The sequence below is a fragment of the Variovorax sp. Root434 genome (genome assembly GCF_001426595.1).
Taxonomy (GTDB): domain Bacteria; phylum Pseudomonadota; class Gammaproteobacteria; order Burkholderiales; family Burkholderiaceae_C; genus Variovorax.
In genome coordinates this window covers 90,092-115,789 of the sequence record NZ_LMEK01000026.1, presented here as the reverse complement: position 1 = coordinate 115,789, position 25,698 = coordinate 90,092, and the positions used below count along the sequence as shown (strand labels likewise).

Below are 25,698 nucleotides of genomic sequence, written 5' to 3'. Positions count from 1 at the left end.
AAGGCCTTCAATTGATTGCCCAAGTCAAATAATTTGATGACAATGGCAATCATGTCCATCCCATCTCCAACCGTCGATCCCGCCGCCGTCAAGGCAATCCGGCAGTTCAACCGCTTCTACACGCGCCGCATCGGCGCCCTCGATCCTTACCTCGGCAGTGCCATGTCCCTGACCGACGTGCGCGTGCTGTACGAGCTGGCGCACCGTGAAACGGCCGTCGCCAGCGAGATCGGCCGCGACCTCGGGCTCGATGCGGGCTACATGAGCCGCATCCTGCGCCGCTTCGAGAACGAGGGCTGGCTTTCGCGCGAGCCGCATCCGCGCGATGCGCGCCAGAGTGTGTTGCGCCTGACCGACGCCGGCCATGCCGCATTCGCGCCGCTGCAACAGAAATCGCGCGAAGAAGCCGCCGCCCTGCTCGCCCCGCTGATGCCGGCCCAGCGCCAGCAGCTGGTGCAGGCCATGGGCACGATGCAAGCGCTGCTCGACTCCGAGGCGCCGCCCGCGAAGCTCCAGGCGGCCGTGCTGCGCGACCCGGCGCCCGGCGACATCGGCTGGGTGGTGCAGCAGCACGGCGAAATCTATGCGCGCGAATACGGCTGGAACAGCGAGTTCGAGGCTCTGGTGGCCGGCATCGCGAGCGAGTTCCTGCTCAAGTTCCAGCCCGAGTGGGAGCGCTGCTGGATCGCCGAGCTCAACGGCGAGCGCGTAGGCGCGATCTTCGTGGTGCGCAAGTCGGCCACGGTGGCGCAGCTGCGCATGCTGATCCTGGCGCCCGCCGCGCGCGGGCTGGGCCTGGGCGGCAAGCTGGTGGACGAATGCATCGCCTTCGCGCGCCGCAAGGGCTACAGGAAGATGGTGCTGTGGACCAACAGCTGCCTGTCGGCCGCGCGCGGCATCTATGCGAAGCGCGGCTTCCAGCTCGCCAAGTCGGAGCCGCACGAAAGCTATGGCCAGCAGCTCGTGGGCGAGACCTGGGAGCTGAAGCTGTAGCGCTTGCCTTGCTCCTTCCCCCTCTGGGGGAAGGCTGGGATGGGGGCAGGCCGTCGATCAAGCGCCACGCTTGAATGGGCGCCCTCGTGCCCCCACCCCGGCCCCTCCCCCAGAGGGGGAGGGAGAAAAAATCACTGCATGAACCAGCCGTGGCTCACCACCAGCGACTGGCCCGTGAGCGCATTCGTCGGAAAACCCGCGAACAGCAGCGCCACGCGCGCCACGTCCTCCGTGGTCGTGAACTCGCCATCCACTGTTTCCTTCAGCATCACGTTCTTGATGACTTCCTGCTCGCTGATGCCCAGCGTCTTGGCCTGCTCGGGAATCTGCTTCTCCACCAACGGCGTGCGCACGAAGCCCGGGCAGATCACGTTCGCGCGCACGCCGTGCTTGGCGCCTTCCTTCGCGACTGTCTTTGCGAGGCCGATGAGGCCGTGCTTGGCTGTCACGTAGGGCGCCTTCAGCAGGGAGGCTTCCTTCGAGTGCACCGAGCCCATGTAGATCACGCTGCCGCCGCGGCCTTGTGCATACATGTGCTTCAGGCAGGCCTTGGTGGTGAGGAAGGCGCCGTCGAGATGAATGGCGAGCATCTTCTTCCAGTCGGCGAAGCTGAACTCCTCCACCGGGTGGACGATCTGGATGCCGGCGTTGCTGATGAGGATGTCGATGCCACCGAAGGCCGCAGCGCCCTCTTCGACCGAGGCATTGACCTGGTCTTCATTGGTCACGTCAACGGCCACACCGATGGCCTGCGCGCCCGTGGCCTTGAGCTCCGCCGCGGTAGCGTCGGCCGCTTCCTTGTTGAGGTCGGCAATGATGATCTTCGCGCCTTCCTGCGCGAACAGGATGGCGATTTCCTTGCCGATGCCGCTGGCCGAGCCGGTGATGTAGGCGACCTTGTCCTTGAGTTGCATGGTGAGTTCCTTGGATGAGGGTTGGGTGGGAAAAAGGCTGAGGAATCAGGCGAGATAGTCGTGTTCGACGGTGCCCAGCGCCAGCGTCATGTCGGCGATGTAGTGCACCGCGGATTCAACCTTGCGCACCGGCAGGTCGGCCACCGGCGCCAGTGCATGGGGGTGCAGTTCGAGCGAAGCCGGGCCGGCCCACGCGCCGTGCAGCGTGACGTCGACCATGTGATAGCGCACCAGCTCGCAGATGCGGGCCGTGCCGTCCACATGCGGAATGATCTTCAGCAGGAAGTTCGGCTGCGCGATGCCCGCAAGAATGGGCTCGGGGTCGAGCGCGCGGTGCTTGAAGCCCATCGTGGCCTTGGCCACGCGCACCTTGCCGTAGTCGAGCGTGCCGACCACCACGTCGGTCTCGTAGTCGAGCACCGGAGAGGCGAGCTTCTTCGGAAAACCCCAGAGCTCGCGGCCTCCCGCAATGGGCGGATGGTCGTCGAGGTACATCGCGTGCACGTACGAGCCCTTCTCCACGCCCCTGGCGGTGCGCAGTTGCACCGGGATGACCTGGCCCGACTCGGTGTAGTCGCCAAAGCCGGTGGAATCGGGCATGCGGATGAACTCGTACTTCACGAGCGGCTCGACCACTTCGAGCGGCTCGGGCACCACGGCGCGCAGGGCATCCATATCGGTGCGGTAGGTGACGATGAGAAATTCGCGCCGCACGAACCGGTACGGGCCGGGCGGAAAAGCGGGACTGGTCAGCGGCATCGCGAATGCCGTTCGCCGCACGTCTTCAATGTTCATGGACATTCCTCCTGTTGAAGTGGCAGCCAGTCTGGCGCCGGTTTCTTAGCCGCGGCTGAATCGAGACATCTTCGTCGTCATGGCGACAGGCCCGGCCGCTTGACGCGCCCCGCGCCGTGTTCGCCGAGGTCGAAGGTGGTCACGCCGTTGACCGTGGCGTCGGCGCGCAGGGTTTCGGGGTGGGCCAGCGTGTTGCGCATGTCGCGTGCGCCCGATTCCCAATGCTCTTCCACCGCGGCGCGCGAGAACTCGTAGTCCTTCGACTCCAGCTCGTAGGGCTTGTCGCGGTAGATCAGATGGAAGATGTCGATCGGCTGGTGCGTCAGCTGCGACTGCACCGCGAGCACGCTCGGGTCGTTGCGCAGGCTGGCCGGCAGCTTGGAGATCAGGTCGGCAATCGCCTGCTGCAGGTTCATGTTGGCGGCCAACGCATCGGTGTTCATGCGGGTGCGGCTCGAGTAGGTGATGTCCTTTTGCCGCTCCATCACGCCCGCCATGGTGCGCGGCATCTCGCCGCGCGCATTGAACAGGTCGACCTGCAGCACCACCAGCGGTTCGGAGCGCGGGTGCGTGTCGAGCACGTACTGCAGTGGCGTGTTCGACACGATGCCGCCATCCCAGTAGTCGTCGCCGTCGATGCTCACCGGCGCGAAGCCCGGCGGCAGCGCGCCGCTGGCCATGATGTGCTCGGGGCCGATGCGCTGGCGCGTGTTGTCGAAGTACACCGAGTTGCCGGTGCGCACATTGACCGCGCCCACGCTGAAGCGCGCTTCGCAGGCGTTGATGCGGTCGAAGTCCACCAGCCGTTCGAGCGTGGCCTTCAGCGGCAAGGTGTCGTAGTAGCTCAGCAGCGGCGCCGCGCCGCCCATCAGGAAGGCCGGCGAGTAACGCGGCTCGAAGAAGCCCGGAATGCCGAGCAGCGAAGCCATCGTCGCGCTGTACTGGTTCTGCGTGGCCCGGTCGCCGAGCCATGAAGGCAGGCGCTGCGAAGGACCCGAAGACACCAGGTGCCAGAACTCGCGCAGCCGGTCGACCCGGCGTTCGGGCGCATTGCCCGCGATCAGCGCCGCGTTGATGGCGCCAATGGAAACGCCGGCGATCCAGTGCGGCTGCAGTTCGGTTTCGCTGAGCGCTGCATACACACCGGCCTGGTAGGCGCCGAGCGCACCCCCGCCCTGCAGCACCAGCGCCTTGCGGGCGGTGCGCATGTCTTCGCGGCGCGAAGCGAATGGGTCGAGGGGTTTGGAGGCGGCACGGATTTTCTTCTTGGGTGGTGTCGTCATTCGTTCATTTGACACCAGCCCCGCGACGCCAGCCTGACCAGGGCTTGCCGCCCCGGAACGATGTCACATCTTTGGCAGCATCTGTCCGCGGATCTCGCCGCCCGGGTTGGCGGCGGTGTGCACGTTGGCGTACCACTTGCCCGCAGCCAGGTCGGCGGCCTGTGCCGGCGTGAGCGTGGCCTGGCCTTCGATCGGGCTCGCCGGGTTGGCGAAGGGCAGCACCACGCCGGCATTCGCGCCAGCGGCGGCCGGGCCGTGGAAGTGCGCCATGGTGGCCGGTCCGCTCAGGCCGCTGTAGGTGATCTTGTACTTGAGCACGTTGGTGTCGCGGTTGAGCCAGGCCTCGGCCATGCCGCTGCCGCGCGTCATGTTGGGCGGGACTTCGCTCGCCGCGTTCATCGCGCCGCTGAAGCTCGCCACGTTCGACTTCGACATCATCCCGCAGCCGACCAGCGCGGCGCTGGCCACCGCGGTGACGAGGGCTGCGCGCAAAAGAGTGCCATAGTTGGTCATGAGCTTGATCTCCTGAGTTATGAAAACCTCCACAGCATAGGCAGCGCCGCGGTTCTTGTCTTGTCGGCCGCCACCCCGACTTTGATGGCGCCCAGACGGCTGGAAGAGAATGCGGCGATGACTTCCACCTCCCTCCCCAGCGCCCGCGACGTGGCCGATTTCTGGCGCGAAGCCGGCCCCGGCCGCTGGTTTGCCAAGAATGATGCCTTCGACGCCGATTTCTCCGCCCGCTTCTCGCAAGCCCATCAGGCCGCAGCCCGCGGCGAACTCGACCACTGGGCGTCCGATGCCGAAGGTGCGCTGGCCCTGCTGGTGCTGCTCGACCAGTTTCCTCGCAACACCTGGCGCGGCAACCCGCACATGCTGGCTACCGATGGCAAGGCGCTGGCCGTGGCGAAGCAGGCGGTAGCTGCGGGCTTCGACCGGCAGTGCGAGCCGGCGCTGCGCCCTTTCTTCTACCTGCCCTTCATGCACTCCGAGGTGCTGGCCGAGCAGGAGCGCTCGGTCGAACTCAACGCGGCGCTCGACGCCAACACGCAGCGCTATGCAGTGCTGCACCGCGACATCATTGCGCGCTTCGGCCGTTTTCCGCACCGCAACAGGATGCTCGGGCGCAGCAGCACGGCGGAAGAACAGCGCTTTCTCGACGAAGGAGGCTTTGCCGGCTGAGGCTCAGGCGTCGTTGTGCGGAAGCGGCGCTTCGCGCGTCGGTGACGGATTCAGGTCGCCCGCGCCCTTGGTGTCCTTCATCGAGCCGTAGGTGCGCGCATAGACCCAGGTGAACTCGGCTCCCAGCAGGAAGATCTGCGCCGAGTAGTACACCCACACCAGCACCACCACCAGCGAGCCCGCGGCCCCGTAGCCCGAGGCGACGCTGCTCTTGCCGATGTACAGCCCGATGAGGTGCTTGCCCACGGTGAAGAGCAGCGCCGTGACGCCTGCCCCGATCCACACGTCGTGCCACTGCACCCTGGCGCGCGGCATGATCTTGTAGATCATCGCGAAGATCACCGTCACCATCGCGAAGCTGAAGACGAAGTTGACGGCCTGCGCCGCCGTCTCCCAGGCGCCGAACACCGGCGACCACCACTTGCCCAGCGCCGCGAGTGCCGCGCTCGCCACCAGCGACACCATGAGCAGGAAGCCGATGCCCATGATCATGCCGAACGACAGCAGCCGCACGCGCAGCAGGTTGAACAGCCCCTTGTTCTTGGCGCGGGCCGGCGCGCGCCAGATGCGGTCGAGCGCATCCTGCAGCTCGCCGAAGACGGTGGTGGCGCCCACCACCAGCAGCCCGACCCCGATCGCCGTCGCGACGATGCCCTCGGCCGGCTTGTTGACGGCCTGCAGCATGCCCTGCACCGCCGCCGCGCCCTGTGCGCCCATGAGCCCGGCGAGCTGCGCGAAGATCTCGCCGCGCGCGGCCTCTTCCCCAAACACCAGGCCGGCCACCGAGATCACGATCAGCAGCAGCGGCGCGATCGAGAACACCGTGTAGTACGCCAGCGCCGCGCCCATGCTCGGTGCGTAGTCGTTCGACCAGGAATTGAAGGCCCGCTGGCAAAGATCGAAGAGTGCGCGCAGTTGCATGAGCATGCCGAAGTTTCTCAGTGAAGCCGCCCGGTGCCGTGTCAGTCCGTAGCCCGGCAAGTTGAAAGCCTGCCTACGATAATCGCTCCACATGCACCCGTCTCCCCCCGCCGCCCAGCCCCAATCGCCACGCGACCTGTTCCTTTCATTCACCTGGCTCGCGCTGCAGGGCTTTGGCGGCGTGCTCGCCATCGTCCAGCGCGAGATGGTCGAGAGGAAGAAATGGCTCACGCCCGAGCAGTTCCTCGAAGACTGGGCCGTGGCGCAGGTGATGCCGGGGCCCAACGTGATCAACCTCGGCCTGATGATCGGCGACCGCTACTTCGGCCTGCGCGGCGCGCTCGCCGCCGTGGCGGGCATGCTGGCCATTCCGATGGTCGTCATCCTCGCGCTGGCCGTGCTGTACGCGCACTACGCGGGCAATCCTCAAGTGGCGGCGGCGCTGCGCGGCATGGGCGCGGTGTCGGGCGGACTGATTGCCGCGACCGGCATCAAGCTGGTGCCGCAGCTGCGCAAGCACCCGCTGGGCTTCGCGGCCTGCCTCGCCTTCATGGCGCTGGTGTTCGTGGCCATCGTGGTGCTCAAGATGCCGCTCGGCTGGGTGCTGCTGGTGGTGGGTGGCGTGGCCTGCGTGTGGACCTGGAAGAGAATCCCCGCATGAGCATCGCGATGCAATGGCACGACTGGCTGGCGCTGTTCGGGCAATACATGCTGCTGTCGCTGCTGTCGATCAGCGGCGCCATCACCACCGTGCCCGACATGCACCGCTACCTCGTGGCCCAGAACGGCTGGCTCACCGATGCGCAGTTCAGTTCCTCGGTCGCCATCGCGCAGGCCGCACCCGGGCCCAACGTGCTGTTCGTGGCGCTGATGGGATGGAACGTCGGCCTCAACGCGGGCGGCGGCATCGGCGCCGGGTTCCCGGCCTGGGCGCTCGGTTTCTTCGGCCTGACGGTCACCATGGTCGGCATCATGCTGCCGAGCACCACCCTCACCTACTTCGCCACGCGCTGGGGCCACCGCAACCGCACGCGGCGCGAGGTGCGCGCCTTCAAGCAGGGCATGGCGCCCGTGGTGGTGGGCTTGCTGATCGCCACCGGCTGGGTGCTGGCCGCCGGCAACCATGCCGGCGATGCGCCTGCATGGCACCTGTGGCTGCTGAGCGGCGCGACCGCGCTCATCGTCTGGCGCACGCGCATCCACCTGCTCTGGCTGCTCGGCACCGGAGCGGTGCTGGGCGCCGTGGGCTTCGTCTGACCGCTCTCACATCTTTCGCATTCCTTCGTCTTACTCAGGAACACCTCGACATGTCGCAACTTCGTCCGCTCGGCCGCTCCGGCCTCCTGGTTTCCCCGCTCGCCTTCGGCGGCAACGTCTTCGGCTGGACCGTCGACGAGGCAGCGTCGTTCAAGCTGCTCGATGCCTGGCTGGACGCGGGGTTCAACTTCGTCGACACCGCCGACGTCTATTCGGCCTGGGTGCCGGGCCACGTCGGCGGCGAGTCCGAGACCATCATCGGCAAATGGCTCAAGCAGAGCGGCAAGCGCAACCGCGTGGTGCTGGCCACCAAGGTCGGCAAGCCGATGGGAGAAGGCAAGTCGGGCCTGTCGCCCGCGTACATCCGCGAAGCCGTCGAGGCCTCGCTCAAGCGCCTGCAGACGGACTACATCGACCTCTATCAGTCGCACGACGATGACGCCAACACGCCGCTCGAGGAGTCGCTCGGCGCCTTCGACAAGCTGATCAAGGAAGGCAAGGTGCGCGCCATCGGCGCCTCGAACTACAGCGCACCGCGGCTGGCCGAGGCGCTCGACGTGTCGGAGCGCCTGGGCATCGCCCGCTATGAGAGCCTGCAGCCGCTCTACAACCTGTACGACCGCGCGGTGTTCGAGGACGCGCTGGAGCCGCTGTGCCTGAAGCGCGAGGTGGGCGTGATCAACTTCTACGCGCTGGCCGCCGGCTTCCTCACGGGCAAGTACCGCACCGAGGCCGATGCGGCCAAGAGCGCGCGGGGCGCCAACACCACCAGGAAATACCTCAACGAGCGCGGCCTGCGCATCCTCGACGCACTCGACAAGGTGGCCCAGCAGTACAACGCCAAGCCGGGCCAGGTCGCCATTGCGTGGCAGATCGCGCGGCCGGGCGTGACAGCGCCCATCGCCAGCGCCACCTCCATCGGGCAGCTCGAAGAGCTCGTGGTCGCGACGCAGCTGAAGCTCGACGCAGGCACCATCGAAATGCTCGATCGCGCCAGCGCCGAAACCAAACCCGCAGCCTGAGCGGCCAACGGCAATGAGCGTGTTCGACTCCATCGCAGCCCCTGCGCTCGAGCACTTCGCCGACCTGCGCGTCGAGGTGGGCGTGCCGCAGGTGCTGGGCAGCAGCCAGCGCGGGCTGCGTCGCGTGGTGCCGATCACCGGCGGCGAGGCCATCGGCCATGGCTGGCGGGCGCGCGTGCTGCCGGGCGGCAGCGACTTCCAGCTGATCGTGAGCGATACGCTCTCCGAGCTCGACGCGCGCTACGGCCTCGAGACCGATGCGGGTGACCTCGTCTACGTGCAGAACCACGCTGTGCGCTCGGCCTCGCCCGAGGTGATGGGCAAGCTGCTGCGCGGCGAACCGGTCGATCCGTCGCAGGTGTACTTCCGCTGCAACCCGCGCTTCGAGACCGCGTCGCCTTCGCTGCGGTGGATCAACGAGCGCATGTTCACCGGGGCCGGCATGCGCCACCCTGCCGAAGTGGTGATGCGCTTCTACACGCTGGTCTAACCGTCTACCGGGTTCAGCGGCGTCGCAAGAATGCGCTGGTAGAAGGCCACGTCGAGCCAGCGGCCGAACTTGAAGCCGGCCTGCCGCACGGTGCCCGAATGCTCGAAACCCAGGCGCTCGTGCAGCGCGATGCTGCCGGCGTTGGCGGCATCGATGGCGCCGACCATCACGTGCACGTCGCGCGCCGTCGCTTCGGCAATGATCGCCTCCATCAGCGTGCGGCCCAGGCCTTCGCCGCGGTGCGCGCTGTCGACGTACACCGAGTGCTCCACCGTGTACTTGTAGGCGGGAAAGGCGCGGAAAGCGCCATAGCTCGCGAAGCCCAGCAGCTTGCCGCTGTCGTCCTCCGCGCCGATCACCGGGAAGCCGTTGGCGCGCTTGGCGGCGAACCACGCGACCATGTTCTCGGGCGTGCGCGGCTTGTAGTCGTACAGCGCGGTGGAGGTGACGATGGCCTCGTTGAGGATGGCCAGGATGGCGGCGGCGTGGGCCTCCTCGGTGCAGGAGATGAGACGCATGGTTTTCCTCTTTGAAATTTCGTTCAATATAAGAGAATAATAATCTCATATGAGAAACGACCCAACGACAGCCAGTGCGTCCGGACCGGACATCGACACGCTCATCGCCGCCCGGCTGCTGGCGCTGCGGCAGGTGCAGGCGCTGAGCCTTGCGGACCTGGCCGAGCGTTCGGGTGTGAGCAAGGCCATGATCTCCAAGGTGGAGCGCGCCCAGAGCAGCCCCACGGCCGTTTTGCTGGGACGGCTGGCCGCCGGGCTCGGCGTACCGCTGGCGCAGCTTCTCACCGAGGAGAAGGAGCAGCCGCAGCGGCTGCGCACGCGCGCCGAACAGGAGATCTGGCGCGACCCCAAGGCAGGCTACCTGCGCCGGCAGGTCGCCGAGCGCCGGGGGGGCGGCGTCGAGCTGGTCGAGGTCGAACTGCCGCGCTCGGCACAGGTCGACTACCCGCGCTGGAGCGGCAAGCCCTACCGGCAATGCCTGTGGATGCTCGAAGGCGCCCTCCGGGTCGACTACGGCGACGAGCGCTTCGAGCTCTCTCCCGGCGATTGCCTCGACTTCGGCGTCGACCGGCCGCTGGCCTTCAAGGCGCTGGGCCGCACCGGCTGCCGCTACCTGCTGGCGGCCAGTCCGGAGTAGCACGGGCCTCGGGCGGCGGCCCGCAGGGTAGGCAAGCTCCCACATGCACAGTCGGCGCGCACCGGTGCGGCGGTTGGCACGGCCCGGGATACTGCAGCCATCGTGGCTTCCGAGGAACGACTATGTCTTTCGTGCTCTACCTGATCGGTTTCCTGATTTTCCTGGCCGGCCTCGCCTGGGGCGCCTCCGTGGCCGGCGTACCCTCGCTCTACATCGGCATCGGCGTGGTAATCCTGCTGGGCATCGGCATCTTCAGCGCGGTGAGCCGCACACGCAGCAAGGATCCTTCCTGAGTTCACGAAGGCTTCACGCCGCACGCACAGAGGGTCGCTAACTTCGCATGCGCATCGCGGAACGCGGTGCGCATTGCTTCAAGTCGGCGGCCTCCATGCACACCTCTTCTCCCAGTTCTTCTCCCAGTTTCTTTTCTCCCCTCTTTTCGCCTGCCTCTTCGGCAGCGCCTTCGCCCCTTCCCCCGGCCGACCACGTGGGCAGCCTCAAGGTCGACCTGCTCGTGGTGGGCGCGAGCTTTGCCGGCCTCGCCTGCGCGCGGGCGGCCGCCCTCGCGGGCCTCAGCGTGATGGTGCTGGAGAAGAAAGCCAGCGCCGGGGCCAAGCTCCACACCACGGGCATCATCGTCAAGGACGCGGTCGACAGCGTGCCCTGGCTGGCAGAGGTGCCGCCCGCGCTCGTGCGCCGGATCGAAGGGGTGCGCCTGTATGCGCCCAACATGCGCCATGTCGACCTGCACGCACCGGGCTACTGGTTCTGGGCCACCGACGCGCCAGCACTGCTCGACTGGATGGTGGGTTCGGCGCGCGCCTGCGGCGTCGACGTGCGGCTGGGCACGCTGTTCGAGCAGGCGCTGTGGGTCAACGGACACTGGGAGGTGCCGGTGACGCAGGGACCCTGCATCACGGCCACCTACCTCGTGGGCGCCGACGGGCCCCATTCGCGCGTCGCCAAGGCGCTGGGACTGTCGCGCAACACACGCTTCCTCTACGGCATCGAGCATGAATACCAGCGTGCGCGGATGGCGCCGGGGCTGCTGCATTGCTTCATCGACCGCAAGCTCGCGCCCGGCTACATCGGCTGGGCGCTCGAGGGCGTGGGCGTCAGCCAGATCGGACTGGCGCGCCGCATGGCGCACAACCATGCCGGGGCGCTGAAGCTCGACCCCCTGCTGCGCAAGATCGCGCCGGTGGTCGCGCCCGGCGATGCGCCGCCGGTCGCGGTGCGCGCGGGCATGATCCCGTGCGGCGGCGTGCTGCCGGTGGTGGCGCGGGAACGGGCCCTGCTGGTGGGCGATGCGGCCGGCATGGTGTCGCCGGTGACGGCAGGCGGCATTCACACGGCGCTGCTGCACGGCCAGCGCGCAGGCGAGGCCGTTGCGCGCTTCGTGCGCCGCGAGGCCGGCGATCCCGCCACGTGGTTCGTGCGCAGCTACCCCGGCTTTCGCCTCAAGCGCACGCTGCGCTGGGCCTTCGACCACTTCCAGAGCGACTGGATGTTCAACCACCTGCTGGGAACGCCGCAGATGCGGCGGGTGGCCGAACTCGTCTACTTCCACCGCAAGGGTGGATCGTCGCCAGGGAACTAGCCAGCAAGACGCTCAGGCGCCGCGCTGCCGCATCGCCTCGTAGAGGCACACGCCGCTGGCCACCGAGACGTTCAGGCTCTCCACCGCGCCGGCCATCGGGATGCTCACCAGTTCGTCGCAGGTCTTGCGCGTGAGCTGCCGCATGCCTTCGCCCTCGGCGCCCAGCACCAGCGCCAGTGGGCGCTTGAAGTCGCTCTGGTAGATCGTGCCCGGCGCGTCGTCGCTGGTGCCCACGCACCAGATGTTGCGTTCCTTGAGTTCGTTCAGCGTGCGCGCGAGGTTGGTGACCATGAAGTACGGCACCGTCTCGGCCGCGCCGCTCGCCACCTTGGCCACGGTGGCGTTGATGCCGGCCGCGTGGTCCTTGGGGGCGATGACCGCGTGCGCACCGGCGCCGTCGGCCACGCGCAGGCAGGCGCCGAGGTTGTGCGGGTCGGTCACGCCGTCGAGCACCAGCAGCAGGGGCACGGTGCCGGCCTCTTCGAGGCCTTCGAGCAGTTCGTCGAGCGAGCGGACCTGTGCCACGGGTTCGACCCGCGCCACAACGCCCTGGTGGCCGTGGCTGCCGCTGAGCTTGGACAGCCGCAGCCCGTCGGCCTCGACCAGCCGCACGCCGGCTTCCTGCGCACGCGCGATGAACTGTTTCATGCGCGCATCGCGCCGGCTGGCGTCGAACATCACTTCGAGCACCGATTTCGGCGCGGTCTTGATGCGCACGCCCACGGCATGGAAGCCGAAGATCACTTTGGGAGAAGACATCCCCCGATTATCGAGTGCCGCGCGCCTCTGCCCTGACGGCCCGTCAAGCGAGCGGCAAACCGCTGAGCGCGCGAGTGCGCTCGTCGTGCAGTTCCTGCACGGCCAGCGCACTCGGATGCACCTTCCCGCCATTGCCCACGCTCTCCAGGTACTGGCAGGCGGCATGGCCTTCGGCGGCCTTTTCGTAGCGCGCGATCCAGGCGTCGCGCGCAGGCAGCTTGTCGGGCGACACCGGCCACACGCCCGGCCGGGGCCGCATGTGGTCGCCGATGCCGATGCGCCAGGGCTTGGCGCTCACCCGGGCGCGAAAGCAGTTCTGGTTGCGGCACATGCGCGCGTAGACCTTGTCGACGCCCAGCGCCTGGAAGCAATCGGCCACCGCGGTGTCGGACGGGCTGAAGACATCGTGCATCGCCAGCACCCGGAAGCCCGCGGGCGTGCGGTAGATGCGCAGGTTCCAGTCGGGGTGCTGCTGCATGAAGCGCGCGATGCGCTCGGCCGCCTGCTTCTCCGGCACGGGGTTGCCGCTGGGCTCGCCGCGCTTCTTGCGCTGCCCGATGACCCAGGCCACGGTGAAGACCACGATGGCCGCGATCAGTCCACCCAGCCAGGTCTTGGCGGCCCAGCCGCCGACCACGCCTGCGATCAGCGCCGGCACCAGCGCAAAGCCGAACACGCTGCCGCGCAGGGGCTCCTCGAAATCCATGTCGACGAACAGCACATCGGGCGTATTGAGGCAGCGCGCGCCGTAGGTGTTGCGCGTGATGACGGTGTCGCCATGGCGCTCGACGATTTCCTCGCGGATCGGCATGCCGTCGGCGCCGTTGTAGGGCACCTTGCGCTCGCGGCGGTCGAGCTTCTCGCCCTGGTGGACGATGCGGTCGAAGGCGTCGCGCGTGCGCTGATCGGCATGCGCCTGCGCGGCGATCGGGCTCTCGTCGGACCAGCCGTAGCGGCGCACGGTGAACTGTTTGCCCGCGACACGCTCCTGGATGCGGCCTTCCGCCCAGAACTGGGGAACGATCATCGGTTCAAGCCCCTCTGCCGAAATACAGCCAGATCATGAGTGCGGCCATCGCGATGATCAACGTCGGCAGCCATCTGTAGCCGCCGTCGTGCTCGCGGCCCGGCTCGTTCATCGAGCACCGAGGCATGTGCCGGGTCAGAGGGCCGAAGCCGATGCCCGACGGATCTTCGTGGTTGTCGACCAGCCGCTTCGCCGCGGCCAGGCTCAGGCCGGTGGCTTCGCGGGTGAGGCGGATGGCCTCGATCTTGTTGCCCCGCGCCAGGGCCGCGAGCGCGGTGGAGGGCATCGCCGCGAAACCGCGGTCCTGCCTTGCGGCAGTGGGCGCGCGGCGTCCGCAGGCGGCATCGCCGTCCCCTGCTTCCTGCCGGTCGGCGTAGCGATCCACGGCTTCCTTGGCCGCCTTGAGGTCCACGCCCGTGCGATTGCGCACGATCTTGATGGCCTCGATCATCCTGCCGCGCTGCAGCGCCAGGACGGCGTCCTGCGGAAGTTCCTCCATGGCAATCTCCTCGAGTTGACTCGCTATTCATTTGATAGCTTAGTGCGCTTGTCATGCGGGCGCCAGAGCCACTTTTTCATTAAGCGAGACATGCCCGGCCTCGATCGTGATGCGGCGTTCGCACTGCGCCGCGATGCCGCGGTCGTGGGTGACGAGCACGAGCGTGGTGCCCAGTTCGCGGTTGAGGTCGAACATCAGCCGCATCACCTGCTCGCCGGTTGCGAAGTCGAGGCTGCCGGTGGGCTCGTCGGCCAGCAGCAGCGCGGGTTGGACCACGAAGGCACGGGCCAGCGCCACGCGCTGCTGTTCGCCGCCCGAGAGCACCTTGGGATAGTGGCCGAGCCGCTGGCCGAGCCCGACGCGGCCGAGCATTTCGGTGGCTGCCTTGCGGGCGTCCTTGCGGTTGGCCAGCTCCAGCGGAAGCATCACGTTTTCAAGTGCACTGAGGTTGCCGAGCAGTTGGAAGCTCTGAAACACGAAGCCCACGCGCTGCGCCCGGACTGCTGCACGCTCGTCCTCGTCGATGGCGAAGATGTCCTCGCCGGCGATGCGCACCGTGCCGCGCGTGGGCGTGTCCAGCCCCGCGATGATCGACAGCAAGGTGCTCTTGCCGGAGCCCGAGGCCCCGACGATGGCAGCGGTTTCCCGCGCGCCGAGGGTGAAATCGATGTCCTGCAGAATGTCCAGCGTGCCGGTCGAATCGGTGACGGACTTGAAGACATGCTCGACGGCGACAATGGCATCAGACGGGGGTTGGGACATGGAAAGGCTTTGGTTTTGAATCGACGAGACTTTATCTTGACCACCGCCGCGCTCGGCAGCGCGGGGACATGGACGGCCGCGGCGCAGGCCCAGGCTGTGGCAACCGGCAAGCCGGTGATCCTGGTGCTCGGCGATTCGCTGAGCGCAGAGTACGGCCTCAAGCGCGGCGAAGGCTGGGTACCCTTGCTGGAAAAAAGGCTTGCGCAGCAGAAGATCCCGGCCACGGTGGTCAACGCCAGCATCAGCGGCGACACCAGTTCCGGTGGGCGCGCCCGCTTTGCGTCGCTGCTCGCGCAGCACAAGCCCAGCCACGTGGTGATCGAGCTCGGCGCCAACGACGCCTTGCGCGGCCTGCCGCTCTCGGACACGGAAAGCAACCTGCTGCAGATCGCCAAGGCCGCGCAGGCTGCGGGTGCGAAGGTGCTGATCGTCGGCATCCAGGTGCCGCCGAACTATGGCGGCGACTACACGCGGCGCTTCGAGGCGGTGTTCTCCAAGGTGGCGGGCGCCACCAGGTCCGCGCTCGTTCCCTTCCTGCTCAAGGGCGTGGCCGATGCGCCCGATGCGCTCTCGCTGTTCCAGGCCGACCGCATCCATCCGACGGCCGCGGCACAGCCGCAACTGCTCGACAACGTCTGGCCCGAATTGCGCAAGTTGCTGCCCAGGTAATGGAAAAAGCCGCCGCGGGCACAGGCCTGCGGCGGCTTCTTTTCGATCGGTACGCCAGGAGCGGATCAACCGTTCTTGGTGGGCAACTCGGGCACGGTGGGTGGATCGCGTTCGAGCGAGGCCATGTCGGTTTCCGGGTCTCCGGGGGCCAAGCCGTCGCTGCTCGGGCTGAGTTTGCGGTTCGCCTTTTCTCGGAGCTTCTCTTCCTTCTTTTTCTTCTTGGCCAGCTCTTTCTGGCGCTTCTCGTAGCCGTAATTGGGTGTTGCCACTGCTTCTCCTTGGGCGAGGCAGTCAGGGTGACTGCACGTGGCCTACTGTAAGCGATAACGGTGCGGTCTCGAGACGGTACCCCATGACGCTCGCAGGGAGCGCGAAGCGATTTCTTACATCCGCGCCAATGCCTGCTGCAGGTCGGCGCGCAGGTCTTCTACGTCTTCGAGGCCGATGGAAAAACGAACGAGCGTGCCCTTGTAGGGCCAGCGTGCCACGCCGGCGTCGCGCATCAGGCCGATGTCGTAGGGCACCACGAGGCTGATCGGACCGCCCCACGAGTAGCCGAGGCGGAACAGCCGCAGGCTGTCGCAGAAACGATCGACCTGCTCGGTGCTGTAGCGCTCGTCGAATACCACCGAGAACAGGCCGGCCGCGAGGTCGGTGGCACCGCACAGCGCACGCCAGTGGGTGTGGCCCGGCGAGTCTTCGAGCGCGGGGTGCAGCACCTGCGCGATCTCCTCGCAGCCGTTAAGCCAGCCGGCCAGTTCGCGCGCCGAGCGGTCGTGCGCCGCATAGCGCAGCGCGATGCTGGGCAGCGAGCGCAGCAGCGTTTCCACGTCGCCCACGCCAATGCCCCAACCCATGCGCATGTGCGTGAGCTTGAGCGCGCGGTGCAGCCGCTCGTCGCGCGTGACCACGCTGCCCATGAGCACGTCGCCGCCGCCGCTCGGGTACTTGGTGAGCGCGTGCACCGAGATGTCGACGCCCTGCCCGCTGCCGTTGAAATCGAAGGGCGCGAAGGCCAGGCCCGCGCCCCAGGTGTTGTCGAGCGCCGTCATCACGCCGCGCGCGCGGCAGACGTTCACGAGCGCGGGCAGATCGGGAAACTCCATCGTCACCGAGCCCGCTGCTTCCACCCAGACCAATCGCGTGCGGTCCGACAGCTTGGCCGCAAGGTCGGCCGGGTTCATTGCGTCGTACAGGCGATGGGTGATGCCGAAGTTCGCCAGTTCGCCGGTGGCCAGCGCCTTGTTGGGTCCGTAGGCGTTGTCCGGGATCAGCACCTCGTCGCCGGTCTTGAGGAAAGCGAACGAGACCAGCGAGATGGCCGCCAGACCGCTGGGCACGAGCAGGCACTCGGTGCCGCCTTCGAGCGTGGCCAGGCGCTCTTCCAGCGTGAAGGTGGTGGGCGTGCCGTGCAGGCCGTAGGTGTAGCCGGCCTTGGTACGCCAGTCGCGCGCGCGCATGGCGGCCACGTCGGCGAAGAACACCGTCGATGCCTTGAAAACGCCGGGCTGCGGCGCAGCGAAAGTGGCGGGCGGAACGTAGGGGTGGTGGATCAGGGTCGTGGAAGGCTTGCTCATGGGTGGATGCTATCGCGGCCGGCCCGGTGCCTCCGGCAAGCGTTCCATCGCACAATGCGCGGATGGGCCAGAGCCTGCTTCATGGAAGAAGCCCGCGACCGTGCAACTGACGCGCCTTGCCCCTTCTCACCTGCGGCCCTTCGTGCGGCTGATGTGGGCCTCGTCGCCCGGGGGCAAGCCTGCCGAGCGCCCGGGTGCGCGCGAGCATGTGCTGCCCACCGGCGGCATGCACCTGGTCTTCCGGCTCTCGGGGCCGTCATTGCGCCTGTTTCGCGACGATACCGATGCGCAGGGCTTCACGGTGGGCCATGCCATGGTGGGCGGGACCCGCTCGGCCTTCTTCGTGCGCGATGTGTCCGTCGCGACGCGTTCGGTCGGCGTCATGCTGCAGCCGGGCGCGGCCAGGGCGCTGCTCGGGGCGCCCGAAGATGCGCTGGCCAGGCGCCACACCCCGCTCGAAGCGCTCTGGGGTGCCGATGCGGGCTTCGCGCTCGAACAGCTGCACGGCACCGACTCGCAGGCGCGGCAGCTCGCCATCGTCGTTGCCTTGCTGAGCGCGCGCCTTGCCTCGTCCTCCCTGCGCGGCCTGCACCCCGCGGTGGCGCAGGCACTGGCCCGCATGTCCAGCGCGAGTGCCAACGACAACGACGGGCAAGCCGGCGCCATCGGCGAACTGGTGAAGCAAAGCGGCTACAGCCACCGGCGCTTCATCGCCCTCTTTCGCAGCATGACCGGCCTGGCACCCAAACAGTACGCACGCATGCTGCGCTTCGACCGCGTGATCGGCCAGTTCGCCACCACCCCGGCCCAACGCTGGGTCGAGCTGGCGCTGCAGGCCGGCTACAGCGACCAGGCGCATTTCAACCGCGATTTCCTGGCGATCGCCGGCATGTCGCCGCAGGCGTACCGGCGGGCGGCACCGACGTCCTCGCGGCACGTGCGGATCTGAGCGGCCTGCTACGCCCCCGCAGGTCAAATTTGTTCAAGACCTGATCTGCGGCGAGCGCCAGAATCGCGCCCATCTCAACCCGAAGGGACAACAAACCATGGCCATCCACGAGCTGTTTCCGTACCTCTGCGTCCACGATGCCGGCGCAGCCATCGAGTTCTACTGCAAGGTCTTCGAGGTGAAGGAGATCTTTCGCCTGACCGAACCCAGCGGGCGCATCGGCCACGCGGAGCTGGACTTCCACAACGGCGCGATCCTGATGATCTCGGACGAATTCGCCGAGTTCAACATCCACAGTGCGAAGACGCTGGGCGGCACGGCCGTCACGCTGCACCTGCATGTGGACGATGCCGACACGTTGGTGGCGCGCGCAGTCGCTGCAGGCGCCACGCTCGACATGGCACCGCAGGATCAGTTTTACGGGGAACGCTCCGGCGTTTTTCGCGACCCCTTCGGCCATCGCTGGAACGTGGGGCACAGCATCGAGAAGCTGACGCCGGAAGAAATGCAGCGGCGCTACACCGAGATGCTCGGCGGCGCCGGCTGAGAGATCAGACCGACCACTTCTCGATCAGCTTCTCGGCGCCGAGCGAGTCGTAGCCTTCGAAGGGCTGGTGGATCCAGGGGTTGGTGGGCAGGAATTCCACCTGGTAGTCGGGCGTGAAGGTCGACAGCGCCTTGGTCCAGATCACTGCGCTGCGCAGCTCGGTGATGGGCGGATAGTTGTTGCGCAGCATGTCCATCACGGCATGCAGCGTGTGACCCGAGTCGGCCAGGTCGTCGACCAGCAGCACCTTGCCAGCGATCTCGCCCTTGGGTGTCGTGATGAAGCGCGCGATGTCGAGATGGCCCTGCACCGTGCCCGCGTCAGCGCGGTACGAGCTGGTCGACATGATGGCCAGCGGCTTGCTGAAGATGCGCGAGAGCACATCGCCAGGGCGCATGCCGCCGCGCGCCAGGCACAGAATGGTGTCGAACTGCCATTCCGACTGGTGCACCTTGATCGCGAGCTTCTCGATCAGGTTGTGGTACTCGTCGTAGCTGACGTAGAGATGCTTGCCGTCTTCGGTCAACATGGGTCTTTTTTCCTCTTCAGTCGGCCAAGTAGGGGTGGCGCATCATGATCGTGTGGTCGCGGTCGGGGCTGGTCGACACCATGTGGATCGGCACACCGGTGATCTGCTCGATGCGTTGCAGGTACAGGCGCGCATTGATCGGCAGCTTGTCGTACTGCGTGACGCCGACCGTGCTCTCGGTCCAGCCTTCGAGGGTTTCGTAGATCGGCGTGCAGCGCTCGATCTCGTCCGCGCCCATCGGCAGGATGTCGGTGGTTTCGCCGTCGAGTTCGTAGCCGGTGCACAGCTCGAGCTTTTCGAGGCCGTCGAGCACGTCGAGCTTGGTGATGCACAGGCCCGACAGGCCGTTGACCTGCGCCGAGCGCTTGAGCAGCGCGGCGTCGAACCAGCCGCAACGGCGGCTGCGGCCGGTGGTTACGCCCTTTTCGGCGCCCACGGTGCTCATGTGATAGCCGGGGGTGCCGGGCGTGGCCCAGTCGAGTTCGGTGGGGAACGGACCGCCGCCTACGCGCGTGCAGTAGGCCTTGGTGATGCCGAGGATGTAGTGCAGCATGCCCGGGCCCACGCCCGAACCGGCGGCGGCATTGCCGGCCACGCAGTTGCTGGAGGTGACGTACGGATAGGTGCCGTGATCGACGTCGAGCAGCGTGCCCTGCGCGCCTTCGAACAGCAGGTTGGCGCCGTTCTTGTTCGCGTCGTTCAGTTCGCGCGAGACGTCGGCCATCATGGGCTTGAGCAGCTCGGCGTGCCTCATCGCTTCGTTGAAGACTTCGTCGAAATCGATGGCCGGCGCGCTCAGCACCTGCGTCAGCACGTGGTTGTGCAGGTCGAGCAGCACGCGCAGCTTGGTGGCGAAGCGCTCGGGGTGCTTCAGGTCCTGCACGCGCAGTGCGCGGCGTGCGATCTTGTCTTCGTAGGCCGGGCCGATGCCGCGGCCGGTGGTGCCGATCTTCTCGATGCCGCCCTTTTCGCGGTAGGCCTCGCGCGCGATGTCCAGCGCGGCATGGAACGGCAGGATCAGCGGGCAGGCCTCGCTGATGCGCAGGCGCGAACGCACCTCGACGCCAGCCTTCTCCAGCCCTTCGATTTCCTCGAACAGCTTGGCCGCCGACAACACCACGCCGTTGCCGATGTAGCACTTGACGCCGGGCCGCATGATGCCGCTTGGGATCAGGTGCAACGCGGTTTTCACACCGTTGATGACCAGCGTGTGGCCCGCGTTGTGGCCACCCTGGAAACGGACCACGCCCTGGGCGCTTTCCGTCAGCCAGTCGACCAGCTTGCCTTTGCCTTCGTCGCCCCACTGGGTACCGACGACGACCACGTTTCTTCCGGTGGTTACGCTCATGCTCGTTCCATTACTTCAAAAAATCAGATCGCTCGGACACTCCACTGGCCGGCTTGCTCGACGAGCTCGCGGTCGCAGTGGAATTCATCGATTTCGCTGCCATGGCCCGGCAGCACGCAGACTACCGTTTCACCGGACTTGCGCAATTGGGCAATCGCCTGACGCAGGCCAGCCGCGTCGCTCCAGGGCGCGCGGATGGCGGCGCGCAGCGGGCGGGCCGGCAGCACGCCGACCAGCTCGCGCACGTCGAGGCTGAAGCCGACGGCCGGACGGTTGCGGCCGAACACGGCCCCCACTTCGTCGTAGCGGCCGCCGCGCACCAGCGAATCGGCCGCGCCGGGCACGTAGATGCCGAAGCGCATGCCGCTGTAGTACGCATAGCCGCGCAGGTCGGCCAGGTCGAAGCTGATCTGGCGGCCGGCCACGCCCTGGAGGCCGGCAGCGAGCTGTTTCAGGCCGGCCAGCGCGGCGCCCACGGCAGGCGTGCCCTTCAAGGCCTTGGTGGCCTCGTCGAGCACCGACGCGTCGCCGTACAGCTGGACCAGGGCGCGCAGCCCTTCGCGCGAGGCGGCGGGGAAGTCCTTGGTGAGCGAAGCGAGCTCGCTCGCGTCCTTGGCGGCCAGTGCGGCGTGCACCCGGGCGAGCGTGGCGGCATCGACCGGTACGCCGGCGAACAGCGCACGCACGATTCGGGCATCGGCCAGGTCGACGATCACGCCCTCGCGCAGACCGGCGGCGTCGAGACAGTCGAGCGCCAGCAGCAGGGTTTCGGTGTCGGCCTCGAGCCCGGCGTGACCGTAGATCTCGGCACCGAACTGCAGCGGCTCGCGGGTGGCGTGCGGGCGGTCGGGCCGGGTGTGGAGCACCGGGCCGCAATAGCACAGGCGGGCCACGCCGTCGCGGTTCAGCAGGTGGGCATCGATGCGCGCCACCTGGGGGGTGGTGTCGGCGCGAAGGCCCATGCTGCGGCCGGAGAGCTGGTCCACGAGCTTGAAGGTTTGGAGGTCGAGCGCCTCGCCGGTGCCCGAGAGCAGCGATTCGAGGTGTTCGAGCAGCGGCGGCATCACCAGCTCGTAGCCATAGCCACGGGCGGTATCGAGCAGCTGGCGTCGAAGTTCTTCGATGTGGCGCGCCTCTGAGGGCAGCACATCGGCAATGTGATCCGGGAGGACCCAGGCGGACATGGGGATCGAGGGCGTGGTTAAACCGGAATTCTACCGGGACCGCGCTACCCCAAGATCCAGAGCAGTAGCAAACCCAGCAGGATGCTGCAAAGTCCGAAGAAACGAAGCTGGCCGTCACGCAGCTGCATGAGCTGGCCGAAGCCGCGCCGCCACCCTCCCGGCGAGACGAAAGGCAGGATGCCTTCGATCACCAGGACGAGCGCCAGCGCGCTCCAGAAAGTGTCGGCGCTCACGGCTCCTGAGGGCGGCTGCGAATCAACGACGGGAAGCGTTGGTGTTCGAACCCGAACCTTGCATGGCGCGGAAGAAGTCCGAGGACGGATCGAGCACCATCACGTCGCTCTTCTTGTTGAAGCTCTGCTTGTAGGCTTCGAGGCTTCGGTAGAACTGAGCGAACTGCGGGTCGCGGCCAAAGGCCTCGCTGTATGTGGAAGCGGCCTGGGCATCGCCCTCGCCCTTGATCTTCTGCGCGTCGCGGTAGGCGTTCGCCACGATCACTTCGCGCTGGCGATCGGCATCGGCGCGGATCTTCTCGCCTTCGGCCGTGCCGGTCGAACGCAGCTCGTTGGCCACGCGCTTGCGCTCGGCTTCCATGCGGCGGTAGACCGATTCGGTGATGGCTTCCACGTAGTCGACACGCGTGATGCGCACGTCGACCACGTCCACGCCCCAGGGCTTGGCGCCCTTCACCACCGACAGCACTTCGCGCTGCACGTCGGCCATCAGGGCCTCGCGGCGCACCGAGATCAGGTCGCGCACGGTGCGCTTGTTGATGTTTTCCTGGAACGCATTGCGCACCACGCGGTTGAGCTGCATGGCGCCGGCGTTCTCGTCGAGGCCGACATTGCGGATGTAGGCCTGCGGGTCGCTGATGCGCCAACGCACATACCAGTCGATCACCACACGCTGCTTCTCGGCAGTGAGCATCGGCTCGGTGTCCACGCTCGACAGCGTCAGCAGGCGCTTGTCGATGTACGACACGTTCTGGAACGGCGGCGGCAGCTTGAAGTTGAGGCCGGGCTCCGTGATGACCTGCTTGATCTGGCCAAGCGCATAGACCACGCCGAACTGCCGCTGGTCGACCACGAAGAGGGTCGAGCTTGCCAACACCAGCAGCACGAGGATCGAGGTGGCGATGAATCCGATTCTGTTCATATTCTTTCGGGCCTTTTTCAACGCACGTCGCGGTCACGCGAGCGGCCATCGCGGGCGCGCACGTCGTTCGTCGCAGGGGCCACCGGGATCACCGAGGACTGGGCCGGTGCAGTGCCGGCGACATTCGGGCTGGCCGCGTCGACCGGCGTGGCCGCCGCGTTGTTGCCGCTCAGCTGCATGAGCTTGTCGAGCGGCAGGTACAGCAGGTTGGAGCCTTGCTTGCTGTCGACCAGCACCTTCGTCGTGCTGGCGTAGATCTGCTGCATGGCATCGGTGTACATGCGGTCGCGCGTTACCTGCGGGGCCTTCTGGTATTCGGCCAGCACCGCACTGAAGCGGCCGGCATCACCCTGGGCCTGCGCCACGATCCGCGCCTTGTAGGCCTCGGACTCTTCCTTCAGGCGCGAAGCCGTACCGGTGGCGAGCGGCACCACGTTGTTGGCATAAGCCTGCGCATCGTTCTTGGTGCGCTCGCGCTCCTGGCCAGCCTTGAGCACGTCGTCGAACGCGGCCTGCACCTGCTCGGGCGGACGCACGCCGCCCTGCTGCAGGTTGATGCCGACGACTTCGACGCCGATCTTGTAGCGGTCGAGGATGGTCTGCATCAGCGTGCGCACGCGCGGTGCGATCTGATCGCGCTCCTCGGCCAGCGCGGCGTCCATCTTCATCTTGCCGACCACCTCGCGCACGGAGGTCTCGGCCACCTGCACGACGGTGTCGGCGGGCGACTTGCTTTCGTAGAGCCAGGCACGCGGATCGCTCAGGCGGTACTGCACGGCGAACTTGATCTCGACGATGTTCTCGTCTTCGGTCAGCATGGCCGACTCGCGCAGGCCGGTGGAGCGCACGATGGCGTCGCGGCCGACGTCGGCGGAACGGATCTGCGTGGTCACCACCACCTCGTGGCGCTGGATCGGGTACGGCAGGCGCCAGTTGAAGCCGGCGCCCACGGTGCTCTTGTAGCGGCCGAACTGTGTGATGACGGCCTGCTGGCCTTCGTTCACGATGAAGAAGCCGGTGCCGAGCCAGATCAGGACCACCACTGCCGCCACGAGACCGAGGCCGAATCCTGCATTCTTCATGTCGGGCCTGTAGCCGTTGCCGCCACCATTGCCGCCGTTGGGGCGGTTGCCGCCGCCCTTCCCACCGAAGAAGCCACCGAGCTTGCGATTGAGGTCGCGCCAGAGTTCATCGAGGTCGGGAGGGCCTTGGTTGGGGCCCTGTCCGCGAGGGCGGTTGTCGTTGTTGCCGTTGTTGCCGCCATTGCTCGAAGGCGGTGGGGTCGGTGCGCCGGGAGGATTGGCGTCGGGGGGGCGGCTGCCGTTGGAAGACGGCTCGTCGCCGCGCCCCCATCGGCCGTCGTTCAGGTTGAACATGCCCAGAAACCCTCTCCGCGCTGGCTTTGAATTCATTCGCTTCGTTCTCTTGTCAGTGGCGGGATTGTGCCCAATCAATCGGTTGCATCGTGCAATTCAGCGTCTGCCTCAGGGGTCATCGTATCGGCTACGGAACCCGACTGCCGGGCGAGTTCGGCGCGCAGCAGCGGCACGCCCTCGCCACTCCTGGCACTGAGGAAGATGCGGGGGACCTGCGCGCCGTCGATTTCCATCTCGTCCTGCAGATGCAGCGGATGCTGCGCGCTTTCAAGAGCGTCGAGCTTGTTGAACACCAACAGCTGCGGCACGGTGTCGGCGCCGATCTCGCGCAGCACCGTCTGCACCTCGGCCATCTGCTCGGGGTAATGGGGGTTGGAGGCGTCGACCACATGCAGCAGCAGGTCGGCATCGACCGCCTCCTGCAGCGTGGCCTTGAAGGCATCGACCAGCCCGTGCGGCAGGTCGCGGATGAAACCCACGGTGTCGGAGATCGACACCTGCCGCCGGGCATCGCCCAGATAGAGGTTGCGCGTGGTGGTGTCGAGCGTGGCGAACAGCTGGTCGGCCGCATAGGCGCGGGCCTTCACCAGCGCATTGAACAGCGACGACTTGCCCGCGTTGGTGTAGCCCACCAGCGAGATGTTGAAGGTGTCGCGTCGCTCGCGCTGCCGGCGCTGAGTGCCGCGCTGCTTTTGCACCTTGGCGAGACGCTCGCGCGTGCGCTTGATCGACTCGCCGATCATCCGGCGATCGAGCTCGATCTGCTTCTCGCCCGGGCCGCCGCGCACGCCTGCACCGCCGGTCTGGCGCTCCAGGTGGGACCAGCGGCGGACCAGCCGCGTGCTGAGGTACTGCAGGCGAGCCAGCTCGACCTGCAGCTTGCCTTCGTGCGAACGCGCGCGCTGGGCGAAGATTTCGAGGATGAGAAAGGTCCGGTCGTAGACCGCGATGTCGAGCTGGCGCTCGAGGTTGCGCTGCTGCGCGGGGCTCAGGGCCTGATCGAAGATGACCTCGCTCGCCCTGTACAGGGCAGCCAGCTCCTTGATTTCTTCGGCCTTGCCGCTGCCAACGAACAGGGCCGCGTCGGGTGCCTTGCGCTTGCACGCAAGACGGGCGACAGGCGTCAGGCCCGCGGTCTGCGCGAGCAGGCCGAGTTCCTCGAGTTCGCTGTCGAAATGGGGCAGCCCGAAATCGACGCCGACGAGAACGGCGGCGCCTTCCTGGCGGGGGATCAGTTCAGACAAGCGGGATCAGAAATTGGGAAAAAGCGCGGCAGCAGGGGCCGCCGCGCTCCGCGCGATCAGGCTGCGGCGTCTTCGTTCTCGGTAGCCGAGAAGTTGACGGCACGACCCGGCACGATGGTGGAAATGGCGTGCTTGTAGACCATTTGCGTCACCGTATTGCGAAGCAACACGACGTACTGGTCAAAAGACTCGATCTGGCCCTGCAGCTTGATGCCATTCACCAAATAAATGGAAACCGGCACGTGCTCACGACGCAGGGTGTTCAGAAACGGGTCTTGCAGAAGTTGCCCTTTATTGCTCACGATATTCTCCGTGTTCAAGAGTAGTTGTTGGAGAGATGACCTTAACACAGGGTTTCTGCGTCGCAGCAATCGGGGTCAAAAGCCTTGAGAAAATAACGGCTCTCAAAAGACGGAACTTCCACTCGGCCCGCAGCTCATCGGCCGCCATCGGCAGCCAAG

32 protein-coding genes are annotated in these 25,698 nt (G+C 67.0%); 12 read left to right on the top strand and 20 right to left on the bottom strand.

What is annotated here, in order from left to right; translation table 11 throughout:
• Positions 1-42: 42 nt before the first annotated feature.
• Positions 43-993 (top strand): helix-turn-helix domain-containing GNAT family N-acetyltransferase, encoded by a 951-nt coding sequence (locus ASD05_RS25320; protein ID WP_235508088.1) that lies wholly within the window; start codon positions 43-45, stop codon positions 991-993.
• Positions 994-1,124: 131 nt separating this feature from the next.
• Here the strand turns inward: ASD05_RS25320 and ASD05_RS25315 are convergent, their stop codons facing one another.
• The 4 genes from ASD05_RS25315 to ASD05_RS25300 all read right to left on the bottom strand — a co-directional run bounded on the left by ASD05_RS25315 (position 1,125) and on the right by ASD05_RS25300 (position 4,498).
• On the bottom strand, positions 1,125-1,907 hold the full coding sequence (locus ASD05_RS25315) for a 3-hydroxybutyrate dehydrogenase (RefSeq protein WP_056598169.1): 783 nt from the start codon (positions 1,905-1,907) through the stop codon (positions 1,125-1,127).
• Between the two features lie 45 nt (positions 1,908-1,952).
• A complete protein-coding gene (locus ASD05_RS25310) occupies positions 1,953-2,702 on the bottom strand; it encodes an acetoacetate decarboxylase (RefSeq protein ID WP_056598778.1) in 750 nt (249 codons plus the stop codon).
• 77 nt (positions 2,703-2,779) lie between these two features.
• Positions 2,780-3,910, bottom strand: a complete 1,131-nt coding sequence (locus ASD05_RS25305) for a patatin-like phospholipase family protein (protein ID WP_414930071.1) — start codon at positions 3,908-3,910, stop codon at positions 2,780-2,782.
• 138 nt (positions 3,911-4,048) lie between these two features.
• The gene (locus ASD05_RS25300) at positions 4,049-4,498 is read right to left on the bottom strand and encodes a CHRD domain-containing protein (protein ID WP_007828331.1); all 450 of its coding nucleotides are present in this window, start codon (positions 4,496-4,498) and stop codon (positions 4,049-4,051) included.
• Positions 4,499-4,615: 117 nt separating this feature from the next.
• Between ASD05_RS25300 and ASD05_RS25295 the strand changes: the two genes are divergently transcribed.
• Positions 4,616-5,167, top strand: coding sequence for a DUF924 family protein (locus ASD05_RS25295; protein WP_056598775.1), 552 nt, complete (start codon positions 4,616-4,618; stop codon positions 5,165-5,167).
• Positions 5,168-5,170: 3 nt separating this feature from the next.
• Here ASD05_RS25295 and ASD05_RS25290 read toward each other — a convergent pair whose 3' ends face one another.
• Positions 5,171-6,094 (bottom strand): YihY/virulence factor BrkB family protein, encoded by a 924-nt coding sequence (locus ASD05_RS25290; RefSeq protein ID WP_200955495.1) that lies wholly within the window; start codon positions 6,092-6,094, stop codon positions 5,171-5,173.
• A gap of 85 nt (positions 6,095-6,179) precedes the next feature.
• Between ASD05_RS25290 and ASD05_RS25285 the strand changes: the two genes are divergently transcribed.
• Genes ASD05_RS25285 through ASD05_RS25270 form a run of 4 tightly spaced genes read left to right on the top strand, consistent with a single transcriptional unit; the run spans position 6,180 to position 8,857 of the window.
• Positions 6,180-6,749, top strand: coding sequence for a chromate transporter (locus tag ASD05_RS25285; protein WP_056598162.1), 570 nt, complete (start codon positions 6,180-6,182; stop codon positions 6,747-6,749).
• Positions 6,746-7,345 (top strand): chromate transporter, encoded by a 600-nt coding sequence (locus ASD05_RS25280; protein WP_056598159.1) that lies wholly within the window; start codon positions 6,746-6,748, stop codon positions 7,343-7,345. Before ASD05_RS25285 ends, ASD05_RS25280 begins: the two co-directional genes overlap by 4 nt.
• Positions 7,346-7,395: 50 nt before the next feature.
• On the top strand, positions 7,396-8,367 hold the full coding sequence (locus tag ASD05_RS25275) for an aldo/keto reductase (RefSeq protein WP_056598157.1): 972 nt from the start codon (positions 7,396-7,398) through the stop codon (positions 8,365-8,367).
• Positions 8,368-8,380: 13 nt separating this feature from the next.
• Positions 8,381-8,857, top strand: coding sequence for a DUF3237 domain-containing protein (locus ASD05_RS25270; RefSeq protein WP_056598153.1), 477 nt, complete (start codon positions 8,381-8,383; stop codon positions 8,855-8,857).
• Here the strand turns inward: ASD05_RS25270 and ASD05_RS25265 are convergent.
• Complete coding sequence (locus ASD05_RS25265; protein WP_056598152.1) at positions 8,854-9,375, bottom strand: GNAT family N-acetyltransferase; 522 nt, start codon at positions 9,373-9,375, stop codon at positions 8,854-8,856. The two genes, ASD05_RS25270 and ASD05_RS25265, sit on opposite strands and share 4 nt — an antisense overlap.
• Positions 9,376-9,424: 49 nt before the next feature.
• Between ASD05_RS25265 and ASD05_RS25260 the strand changes: the two genes are divergently transcribed.
• The 3 genes from ASD05_RS25260 to ASD05_RS25250 all read left to right on the top strand — a co-directional run bounded on the left by ASD05_RS25260 (position 9,425) and on the right by ASD05_RS25250 (position 11,612).
• Complete coding sequence (locus ASD05_RS25260) at positions 9,425-10,012, top strand: helix-turn-helix domain-containing protein (protein WP_056598150.1); 588 nt, start codon at positions 9,425-9,427, stop codon at positions 10,010-10,012.
• 122 nt (positions 10,013-10,134) lie between these two features.
• On the top strand, positions 10,135-10,305 hold the full coding sequence (locus tag ASD05_RS30545; protein ID WP_007828319.1) for a hypothetical protein: 171 nt from the start codon (positions 10,135-10,137) through the stop codon (positions 10,303-10,305).
• A gap of 194 nt (positions 10,306-10,499) precedes the next feature.
• On the top strand, positions 10,500-11,612 hold the full coding sequence (locus ASD05_RS25250) for an NAD(P)/FAD-dependent oxidoreductase (protein ID WP_235508087.1): 1,113 nt from the start codon (positions 10,500-10,502) through the stop codon (positions 11,610-11,612).
• 12 nt (positions 11,613-11,624) lie between these two features.
• Here the strand turns inward: ASD05_RS25250 and rlmB are convergent, their stop codons facing one another.
• The 4 genes from rlmB to ASD05_RS25230 are packed head-to-tail and all read right to left on the bottom strand — an operon-like array spanning position 11,625 to position 14,659.
• Entirely contained in the window at positions 11,625-12,371 is a 747-nt protein-coding gene (gene rlmB / locus ASD05_RS25245) for a 23S rRNA (guanosine(2251)-2'-O)-methyltransferase RlmB (protein ID WP_007828317.1), read from the bottom strand.
• 43 nt (positions 12,372-12,414) lie between these two features.
• Positions 12,415-13,398 (bottom strand): hypothetical protein, encoded by a 984-nt coding sequence (locus ASD05_RS25240; protein ID WP_056598148.1) that lies wholly within the window; start codon positions 13,396-13,398, stop codon positions 12,415-12,417.
• A 4-nt stretch (positions 13,399-13,402) separates the two neighbouring features.
• Positions 13,403-13,897: a hypothetical protein gene (locus tag ASD05_RS25235; protein ID WP_056598146.1), complete on the bottom strand. Its 495-nt coding sequence runs from the start codon at positions 13,895-13,897 to the stop codon at positions 13,403-13,405.
• 51 nt (positions 13,898-13,948) lie between these two features.
• A complete protein-coding gene (locus ASD05_RS25230) occupies positions 13,949-14,659 on the bottom strand; it encodes an ABC transporter ATP-binding protein (protein WP_007828312.1) in 711 nt (236 codons plus the stop codon).
• A 36-nt stretch (positions 14,660-14,695) separates the two neighbouring features.
• Here ASD05_RS25230 and ASD05_RS25225 point away from each other — a divergent pair, with 36 nt between their 5' ends.
• Positions 14,696-15,328, top strand: coding sequence for an arylesterase (locus tag ASD05_RS25225; protein ID WP_200955494.1), 633 nt, complete (start codon positions 14,696-14,698; stop codon positions 15,326-15,328).
• Between the two features lie 65 nt (positions 15,329-15,393).
• Here the strand turns inward: ASD05_RS25225 and ASD05_RS25220 are convergent, their stop codons facing one another.
• Entirely contained in the window at positions 15,394-15,597 is a 204-nt protein-coding gene (locus tag ASD05_RS25220) for a hypothetical protein (protein ID WP_007828308.1), read from the bottom strand.
• Between the two features lie 114 nt (positions 15,598-15,711).
• Entirely contained in the window at positions 15,712-16,905 is a 1,194-nt protein-coding gene (locus ASD05_RS25215; RefSeq protein WP_056598140.1) for a PLP-dependent transferase, read from the bottom strand.
• 100 nt (positions 16,906-17,005) lie between these two features.
• Here ASD05_RS25215 and ASD05_RS25210 point away from each other — a divergent pair, with 100 nt between their 5' ends.
• On the top strand, positions 17,006-17,854 hold the full coding sequence (locus tag ASD05_RS25210; protein WP_200955493.1) for a helix-turn-helix domain-containing protein: 849 nt from the start codon (positions 17,006-17,008) through the stop codon (positions 17,852-17,854).
• 97 nt (positions 17,855-17,951) lie between these two features.
• The gene (locus tag ASD05_RS25205; protein WP_056598137.1) at positions 17,952-18,401 is read left to right on the top strand and encodes a VOC family protein; all 450 of its coding nucleotides are present in this window, start codon (positions 17,952-17,954) and stop codon (positions 18,399-18,401) included.
• A gap of 4 nt (positions 18,402-18,405) precedes the next feature.
• Here ASD05_RS25205 and ASD05_RS25200 read toward each other — a convergent pair whose 3' ends face one another.
• From ASD05_RS25200 to hfq, 8 genes are all read right to left on the bottom strand, one after another.
• The gene (locus ASD05_RS25200) at positions 18,406-18,930 is read right to left on the bottom strand and encodes a phosphoribosyltransferase (RefSeq protein WP_056598132.1); all 525 of its coding nucleotides are present in this window, start codon (positions 18,928-18,930) and stop codon (positions 18,406-18,408) included.
• A gap of 16 nt (positions 18,931-18,946) precedes the next feature.
• On the bottom strand, positions 18,947-20,278 hold the full coding sequence (locus ASD05_RS25195) for an adenylosuccinate synthase (protein WP_056598130.1): 1,332 nt from the start codon (positions 20,276-20,278) through the stop codon (positions 18,947-18,949).
• 23 nt (positions 20,279-20,301) lie between these two features.
• Positions 20,302-21,462: an ATP phosphoribosyltransferase regulatory subunit gene (locus ASD05_RS25190; protein ID WP_056598128.1), complete on the bottom strand. Its 1,161-nt coding sequence runs from the start codon at positions 21,460-21,462 to the stop codon at positions 20,302-20,304.
• A 44-nt stretch (positions 21,463-21,506) separates the two neighbouring features.
• On the bottom strand, positions 21,507-21,695 hold the full coding sequence (locus ASD05_RS25185) for a DUF2065 domain-containing protein (RefSeq protein WP_042672606.1): 189 nt from the start codon (positions 21,693-21,695) through the stop codon (positions 21,507-21,509).
• A 22-nt stretch (positions 21,696-21,717) separates the two neighbouring features.
• Positions 21,718-22,617 carry a protease modulator HflC gene (gene hflC, locus ASD05_RS25180; RefSeq protein ID WP_007828296.1) on the bottom strand — a complete coding sequence of 300 codons (900 nt, stop codon included), beginning with the start codon at positions 22,615-22,617 and terminating at the stop codon, positions 21,718-21,720.
• Between the two features lie 17 nt (positions 22,618-22,634).
• Positions 22,635-23,993, bottom strand: coding sequence for an FtsH protease activity modulator HflK (gene hflK, locus ASD05_RS25175; RefSeq protein WP_056598126.1), 1,359 nt, complete (start codon positions 23,991-23,993; stop codon positions 22,635-22,637).
• Positions 23,994-24,067: 74 nt separating this feature from the next.
• Positions 24,068-25,237 (bottom strand): GTPase HflX, encoded by a 1,170-nt coding sequence (gene hflX / locus ASD05_RS25170; protein WP_056598125.1) that lies wholly within the window; start codon positions 25,235-25,237, stop codon positions 24,068-24,070.
• Between the two features lie 56 nt (positions 25,238-25,293).
• A complete protein-coding gene (gene hfq, locus ASD05_RS25165; protein ID WP_007828293.1) occupies positions 25,294-25,539 on the bottom strand; it encodes an RNA chaperone Hfq in 246 nt (81 codons plus the stop codon).
• Positions 25,540-25,698 lie beyond the last annotated feature (159 nt).

Excerpts from the sequence above, each read along its gene's own strand:
- ASD05_RS25300 (WP_007828331.1), bottom strand. The coding sequence starts at position 4,498 with ATGACCAACTATGGCACTCTTTTGCGCGCAGCCCTCGTCACCGCGGTG.
- ASD05_RS25240 (WP_056598148.1), bottom strand. The coding sequence starts at position 13,398 with ATGATCGTTCCCCAGTTCTGGGCGGAAGGCCGCATCCAGGAGCGTGTC.
- ASD05_RS25215 (WP_056598140.1), bottom strand. The coding sequence starts at position 16,905 with ATGAGCAAGCCTTCCACGACCCTGATCCACCACCCCTACGTTCCGCCC.
- ASD05_RS25285 (WP_056598162.1), top strand. The coding sequence starts at position 6,180 with ATGCACCCGTCTCCCCCCGCCGCCCAGCCCCAATCGCCACGCGACCTG.
- ASD05_RS25320 (WP_235508088.1), top strand. The coding sequence starts at position 43 with ATGGCAATCATGTCCATCCCATCTCCAACCGTCGATCCCGCCGCCGTC.
- rlmB (WP_007828317.1), bottom strand. The coding sequence starts at position 12,371 with ATGTCTTCTCCCAAAGTGATCTTCGGCTTCCATGCCGTGGGCGTGCGC.
- ASD05_RS25205 (WP_056598137.1), top strand. The coding sequence starts at position 17,952 with ATGGCCATCCACGAGCTGTTTCCGTACCTCTGCGTCCACGATGCCGGC.
- hflK (WP_056598126.1), bottom strand. The coding sequence starts at position 23,993 with ATGTTCAACCTGAACGACGGCCGATGGGGGCGCGGCGACGAGCCGTCT.
- ASD05_RS25265 (WP_056598152.1), bottom strand. The coding sequence starts at position 9,375 with ATGCGTCTCATCTCCTGCACCGAGGAGGCCCACGCCGCCGCCATCCTG.
- ASD05_RS25190 (WP_056598128.1), bottom strand. The coding sequence starts at position 21,462 with ATGTCCGCCTGGGTCCTCCCGGATCACATTGCCGATGTGCTGCCCTCA.
- ASD05_RS25280 (WP_056598159.1), top strand. The coding sequence starts at position 6,746 with ATGAGCATCGCGATGCAATGGCACGACTGGCTGGCGCTGTTCGGGCAA.
- ASD05_RS25230 (WP_007828312.1), bottom strand. The coding sequence starts at position 14,659 with ATGTCCCAACCCCCGTCTGATGCCATTGTCGCCGTCGAGCATGTCTTC.
- ASD05_RS25235 (WP_056598146.1), bottom strand. The coding sequence starts at position 13,897 with ATGGAGGAACTTCCGCAGGACGCCGTCCTGGCGCTGCAGCGCGGCAGG.
- ASD05_RS25305 (WP_414930071.1), bottom strand. The coding sequence starts at position 3,910 with ATGCGCACCGCCCGCAAGGCGCTGGTGCTGCAGGGCGGGGGTGCGCTC.
- ASD05_RS30545 (WP_007828319.1), top strand. The coding sequence starts at position 10,135 with ATGTCTTTCGTGCTCTACCTGATCGGTTTCCTGATTTTCCTGGCCGGC.
- hflC (WP_007828296.1), bottom strand. The coding sequence starts at position 22,617 with ATGAACAGAATCGGATTCATCGCCACCTCGATCCTCGTGCTGCTGGTG.
- ASD05_RS25200 (WP_056598132.1), bottom strand. The coding sequence starts at position 18,930 with ATGTTGACCGAAGACGGCAAGCATCTCTACGTCAGCTACGACGAGTAC.
- ASD05_RS25290 (WP_200955495.1), bottom strand. The coding sequence starts at position 6,094 with ATGCTCATGCAACTGCGCGCACTCTTCGATCTTTGCCAGCGGGCCTTC.
- ASD05_RS25275 (WP_056598157.1), top strand. The coding sequence starts at position 7,396 with ATGTCGCAACTTCGTCCGCTCGGCCGCTCCGGCCTCCTGGTTTCCCCG.
- ASD05_RS25295 (WP_056598775.1), top strand. The coding sequence starts at position 4,616 with ATGACTTCCACCTCCCTCCCCAGCGCCCGCGACGTGGCCGATTTCTGG.
- ASD05_RS25260 (WP_056598150.1), top strand. The coding sequence starts at position 9,425 with ATGAGAAACGACCCAACGACAGCCAGTGCGTCCGGACCGGACATCGAC.
- ASD05_RS25315 (WP_056598169.1), bottom strand. The coding sequence starts at position 1,907 with ATGCAACTCAAGGACAAGGTCGCCTACATCACCGGCTCGGCCAGCGGC.
- ASD05_RS25310 (WP_056598778.1), bottom strand. The coding sequence starts at position 2,702 with ATGAACATTGAAGACGTGCGGCGAACGGCATTCGCGATGCCGCTGACC.
- ASD05_RS25270 (WP_056598153.1), top strand. The coding sequence starts at position 8,381 with ATGAGCGTGTTCGACTCCATCGCAGCCCCTGCGCTCGAGCACTTCGCC.
- ASD05_RS25195 (WP_056598130.1), bottom strand. The coding sequence starts at position 20,278 with ATGAGCGTAACCACCGGAAGAAACGTGGTCGTCGTCGGTACCCAGTGG.